Source organism: Clostridium sp. ZS2-4 (genome assembly GCF_026719745.1).
Lineage (GTDB): Bacteria > Bacillota > Clostridia > Clostridiales > Clostridiaceae > Clostridium_H.
Genome location: NZ_JAPPRQ010000130.1, coordinates 38,378 through 44,688, shown reverse-complemented (window position 1 = coordinate 44,688; position 6,311 = coordinate 38,378). Strand labels below are relative to the sequence as shown.

The following is a 6,311-nucleotide window of genomic DNA, read 5'->3' as shown; positions in this document are numbered from 1 at the left end:
GTTAATGCACCTACAACTTTATCTGATAGATTTGGTTCTAATTTTAAAGATTCTTCTCTCTTTAGTATTTCCATTGTGTCCGGTACACCGTTTACAAGACCATGCTGTCTCATTTCTTCTAATTTATGCATATCGTTTTCATCAAAACATAAAACTAGAGAACCATTTCTCTTAAAAGGAAAATCCAATTCTTCCTGAAGCTTATCATACATCTCATTTCCTCTAACGTTCATTTTAGCTTTAAGAGTTCCTGGTGTTGGATCTTCTCCTGCATGAACTATCCCACTGTTAGCTTTGCTTGTTCCTGATGCAACATCTATTTCTTTTTCTAATACACACGTTTTCAATTTATATTTAGATAATTCTCTTGCAATTGCGCATCCAGTAACTCCTGCACCTATAATTGTAATATCAAACATATTATTCCTCCTATTCGCATAAAAAAGAGAGCACTAATTTAAAAGGAATATATTTTTCCTTTTAAAAATAGGCTCTCTTATTCTCTGCCATTTAATATTTACTTAACATATTTTTAACATAATTTTAACTTAAATTATGTTGACATACGTATAATAACATCTTTTGGCATATATTGCAATATACTTTTTATAAAATTATTTAATTTTTAAAATATAATCATCCAATTCTAGAAGAAGTAACCTTCCTCCTCTTCCTGCTCTGTTTTGTAATTTTATGTCATTGAATTTCATTTCTTCTTCAAGATTATTTTTTGAAATTAATTTTATGTTGCCTGTATCTTCTCCATCTACAACTATTTCATCAGTTTCTTTTCTATAAATTATAAATTCAGCATAAATTACCTCATCATTATCTCTAAGACTAATACCAGTAACTCCTGATGCTATCTTACCCATAACGTTTATGCTGCCACTTTCAAACCTAATACACATTGCATCCTTAGTTATTAACAATATATCCTTATTTATCTTATCGTTACTTAATTTTACATTTATCAGAGCGTCATTTTCATTTTTTAGCTTATATCCTTTAATACTTGTATATTCTCCAGTAAATTCACTTAATAAAGTTCTTTTAACATATCCAGATTTACTAAAAAAATACAAGCTGTTATCTTCATTAAAATCTAATACTGAAAAAATATTTATAATACTTTCTTCTTTTTCATTAAAATCGTCTATAAGCGCATTTAAATTAATTCCATTAGAATCAATATTTTGTATCATATTTGAAGAAAGCTTAAATACATTTCCCTTATCACCAAATATCAGTAGGTTACTTAAAGAGTTAGTGAAACAGGAATAAGAATTTTTATGAGTTCTTTTATTGGATATCTTGATGAATCCATTTTTATCAACATTCACTATAAATGTTTTATGTTCGAATTTCTGAGTATACTGTATTTCTACAACTTCATCAATTGTTGAAAGGTTAAATAGCTGGGTTCCTAATATATTTCTCTCAGCGACTTCAAGCTTAGGTTCATCAACACTAAAACAAAGACCTTCTTTAGTCTTTATATTTATATATCTCTCTACTCTATTTTTATTATATAATTGAATATCAACTAATTTTTCGCCTTCTTTTAACTTTATTGCAACTAATTTAGAGTAATTAGTCTCAAATTTATCTAAAGAAGTCTTCTTTATAACTCCTCTATTTGTAAAAAAAATAAATCCTCTTTCATCAAGTAATTCACTAACAATAACTGCACTAACAACTTTTTCTTTTTCTAAATCCATAGACCTTACTAAAGTATCTAGTTTCTCACCTTTTTCCTTCCATTTCATTTCAGGAAGCATTGCACATTTTAACTGATACATATTTCCTAAATCAGTAAATACCATCAAAGTATCTTTAGTATTTGAATTAATTAAATATCTGTTAAAATCTCCCTCTCTATATTCTATATCTTCAACATTAGTATTGGATCTCTTATATGATTTATCAGATATTCTTTTTATATATCCTTCATTTGATATAGTAATTACAATATCTTCTTCTAATATCAGTTCCTCTAAATCAATTTTAGCTTCCTCATCATCATAGATTATCTGAGTCCTTCTAGCATCAAAGTATTTTGCCTTTATTTCCTCAAGCTCTTTTTTTACAACTTTTAATAGTTCATTCTCGCTTTCAAGCACTTTTTTTAGAATTTTAATTTGTTTATCCAGCTGCTTATATTCTTTCTCAAAAACTTTTATCTCAAGCCCTGTTAACCTATAAAGCATTAGTTCAACTATTGCTTGAGCTTGTGCTTCAGTAAATCCAAACTGTTTTATAATATTATTCTCCGAATCTTTTTTTGATTTTGAAGCTCTTATGGTTGTAATTATGTCATCCATGATGTCGATAGCTTTTATAAAGCCTTCTACAATATGGAATCTCTTTGTTGCAATTTCTAATTCCTTCTCAGTTCTTTTTGTCACTACATCCTTTTGATGATTAACATAATGACCTATAATAGTTTTAAGTCCCATAGTTTCTGGCTTACCATTAGCTATTGCAACCATATTAAAATTTAAATTGCACTGCAAATCTGTTCTTTTAAATAAATATTTTAATACTTTATCAATAATATCTCTGTCTGCTGATTTTCTAAATTCTATAACTGCTCTTATTCCATTTCTATCTGACTCATCACGAATATCCGTTACAGCCTCAAGAGCCTTTGTATGCTTTTTATCTGCTGTCATTTCAGATATGCTCTGCAGAATCTTAGCTTTATTCCTTCTATAAGGAAACTCATTTATAATTATCCCATATCTGTCATTTTCTAATTTCTCTATAGAAGTCTTTGCTCTTAAAGTTACTTTTCCTTCTCCAGTTTCGTAAGCAGAAAGTAGTGCTTTTTCACCTATTATAATTCCACCAGTAGGTACATCTGGTCCTTTAACATATTTCATAAGTTCCTCAGTTGAAATTTCATTATTATCTATATAAGCTATAGTACCATCAATTACCTCTCCTAAGTTATGGGGAGGTATGTTTGTTGCAAGTCCTACTGCTATACCGAAGGTTCCATTTACAAGTAAATTAGGGAATCTTGCTGGAAGCACTTTAGGCTCAAGTTCTGTATCAGAATAGTTATTTACCATTTCAACTATATCTTTATCTATGTCTTTAAGCATCTCTAGTGCAATATTAGTAAGTCTTGCCTCAGTATAACGCATGGCGGCTGCATTATCTCCATCTATGCTTCCCCAGTTTCCATGTCCATCAATAAGAGGACTTCTTGTGGCAAAATCTTGGGCAAGAATAACCATTGCATCATATACAGAGGTATCTCCATGTGGATGATATTTACCTAAAATGTCTCCCACTATTCTCGCTGATTTATAGTAAGGTTTATCAGGTAGAGCCTTTAATTTATAAGCTCCATATAAAATTCTTCTATGAACTGGTTTCAAACCATCTCTAACATCTGGAAGAGCCCTTTCCTTAGCCACTTCTACAGCATAAGGAAGATAATTGTCCGGCATAACCTCAGAAAGAGGTACCGTTACTATATTATTATCCTTTGGTATTTCCATATTTTTTCTAGACATTCTTTCAATTCCTTTCTTAATAGTTTAGAATTATCTTTTTTGACACTTCAAATTTAGACAACCTAATGTAAATTCTAAACTAAAATTAGAATTCCGCATATTTATACATATAATTTCTTCTTGGAGCTACCACATCTCCCATTAATAGAGATACCATCTTCTCAGCCTTTGCAGCATCGTCTATGGTAACTTGTTGAAGGGTTCTTGTCTCAGGATTTAATGTAGTTTCCCAAAGCTGATCAGGATTCATTTCTCCAAGACCTTTATATCTTTGAATTAATGCACCCTTGCCAATTTTCTTTTTTACTTTTGCTAATTCCTCATCACTATATGCATATTGTTTAATTTCTTCACCTTTTACATTTTTATATACCTTATATAAAGGAGGTAATCCTATGTATAAGTGTCCATTTGATATAAGAGGTCTCATATATCTATAAATATAAGTCATCCATAGAGTTCTTATGTGATACCCATCTACATCAGCATCACTTAATATTATTATCTTATCGTATTTTAGATCACTTTCATTGTAGTTATCTAATACACCTGTACCTATAGCTACATTAAAAAGCTTAAGTTCTTCGCTAGCTAGTACATTTTCAAGCTTTTGTTTTTCTGTATTCATTATTTTACCCTTAGAAGGCATTATAGTTTGAAATCTTCTATCCCTTGCCTGTTTTGCACTACCACCTGCTGAATCTCCTTCAACTACTATGAATTCACATACATCTGGTCTTTTCAGTGTACAAACAGATACTTTACCTGCAAGTGGTGCTGTTCCTTTTCCTACTTTCTTTTTTTCTGCTTCATTTATTTTCTTAATTTTTTCTCTTCTAGTAGCTGCTGATACGGCATTATTAATGATATTTGCAGCTACTTCTTTGTTATCTTCAATCCAAGCCCCTAATTTAGTATAAGCTAATTCATTCATTATTGTGTGAGCTTCATTGTTTCCAAGCTTAGTCTTTGTTTGACCTTCAAAAATAGGATTACTTATTTTAACTCTTATTATAGCCGTTAATCCTTCTCTAAGGTCATCACCTTCAAAACCTTTATCTTTTTCTTTAACTATGTTCAATTTTTTTGCCCATTCTTTAAAAGCTCTCGTCATACCTGTTTTAAATCCAGTTTCATGTGTTCCTGACTCTGTTGTGGGTATATTATTTACATAGCTTGCAAAGTTTTCAGTAGTAGAATCTGTAAATTGCATACAGACTTCTCCATACACTTTCATTCCATCTATTTCTTTTTCACCATCAAAAAGTATAGGATCTTTGTGAATAGTAGTTTTACTTTCATTTAAATAATCTATAAAATCTAAAAGCCCTCTCTCTGAATGATACTCTTTCACCACAATCTCATCTTTTCTATTATCAATCAATTCCAAAGTTATACCTTTATTTTGAAAAGCTAATTCCTGTAATCTCTCATCTATTACGTCAAATTTAAATTCAACTGTACTAAATATCTCTTTATCAGGCTTAAACGTTATTTTTGTTCCTGTTTCATCTGTATTTCCTATTTTTTTCAGTTGTGTGACAGGCGTTCCAGGCATTTTTTTATTTAACTCTTTATCAAAAGCATATTCAAATCTTTGTTTATAAATATTACCCTTCTGTTTTACCTCTACTTCAAGCCACTCAGACAAAGCATTGACAACTGCTGCTCCAACTCCATGAAGTCCTCCTGATGTTTTGTAATTTTTATTATCAAATTTACCTCCAGTATGAAGTTCAGTATATACCATTTCTACACCTGATTTCTTTTTAATTGGGTGTACTCCAGTGGGTATGCCTCTTCCATTATCTATGACAGTAACATTTTTATCCTTATTTAAAATTACTTTTACTCTATCCCCATAACCATTGGCTATTTCATCTATAGAATTGTCTAATATTTCCCAAATACAATGATGAAGTCCTTTTGTTCCAGTAGATCCTATATACATACCAGGTCTAACTCTGACTGGCTCTAATTTTTCTAAAGATGTTAAATCTGTAACATCATAAGAATTCATTGTGTTATTTCCTAAATTCATATTACTCCTCCAACTCCAATTTATATCTATGTTGAATTTTATTATATATTTGTAATACCAACTTGTTAATTATTTAATTCACGTAAATATAGAAACTAATGTTCTTATTTGTAAAACCATACTCTATTTTACCCATTTTCATAATCTATTACAAGGTATAATTTATCTATTATGGCTATAACATAAACTTTTTAATCACCTTACAATAAAGAAATAAAGTAACAGTATCATAATAACTTTAAATTCTAATAAAATTAGGATATGTAAAAATACACATCCTAATTTTATTAGAATTTTCAATCGTATCATTTTAACCATCAACTTGATTCTTTGTTGGAGGTAAAAAAACTGCACTTAATCTTATAATTTGTCTTAAAGTCTCATCTGGAATTTCATTTTTAAAATCCAAGGTTGCTAAAGCTTCTCTTGCTAAAACTAAAGCTTTCTCTTCTTTTATAAAATTATCTTCATCTTTATAATTAACTTCTACATAATTAACAGCTTCTGATACGAACCTTAATATCTTCTTTATATTTTCAGATGTAGCCTCATTTTCCTGAAGAAAACCTAATATTGTGTAAGCTATACCAAAATAATCTTCACTGATTTTAATATCCTTGTCCTTAAGTAAAAATATAAAATATGCTAATCCTACAACCAATAAAACTATCAAAACATATTGAACAATAAGTTCTGTCATTACCTCAGTCCCCCCTTCTACAAAGAACTGTATATTACTATAT

The 6,311-nt window shown here is 29.7% G+C and carries 4 protein-coding genes; all 4 read right to left on the bottom strand.

Features of this window, described 5'->3' with window-relative positions; genetic code table 11:
• Window positions 1-419 (bottom strand): NAD(P)/FAD-dependent oxidoreductase (locus tag OIO11_RS14965; protein WP_268072244.1); only part of this gene is annotated, 419 nt, incomplete at its 3' end.
• A 195-nt stretch (window positions 420-614) separates the two neighbouring features.
• Window positions 615-3,527: a DNA topoisomerase IV subunit A gene (locus OIO11_RS14960; RefSeq protein WP_268072243.1), complete on the bottom strand. Its 2,913-nt coding sequence runs from the start codon at window positions 3,525-3,527 to the stop codon at window positions 615-617.
• A gap of 85 nt (window positions 3,528-3,612) precedes the next feature.
• Window positions 3,613-5,568, bottom strand: a complete 1,956-nt coding sequence (locus OIO11_RS14955) for a DNA gyrase/topoisomerase IV subunit B (protein ID WP_268072242.1) — start codon at window positions 5,566-5,568, stop codon at window positions 3,613-3,615.
• A 310-nt stretch (window positions 5,569-5,878) separates the two neighbouring features.
• Window positions 5,879-6,268, bottom strand: coding sequence for a hypothetical protein (locus OIO11_RS14950; protein WP_268072241.1), 390 nt, complete (start codon window positions 6,266-6,268; stop codon window positions 5,879-5,881).
• Window positions 6,269-6,311: the final 43 nt, after the last annotated feature.

Excerpts from the sequence above, each read along its gene's own strand:
- OIO11_RS14960 (WP_268072243.1), bottom strand. The coding sequence starts at position 3,527 with ATGTCTAGAAAAAATATGGAAATACCAAAGGATAATAATATAGTAACG.
- OIO11_RS14950 (WP_268072241.1), bottom strand. The coding sequence starts at position 6,268 with ATGACAGAACTTATTGTTCAATATGTTTTGATAGTTTTATTGGTTGTA.
- OIO11_RS14955 (WP_268072242.1), bottom strand. The coding sequence starts at position 5,568 with ATGAATTTAGGAAATAACACAATGAATTCTTATGATGTTACAGATTTA.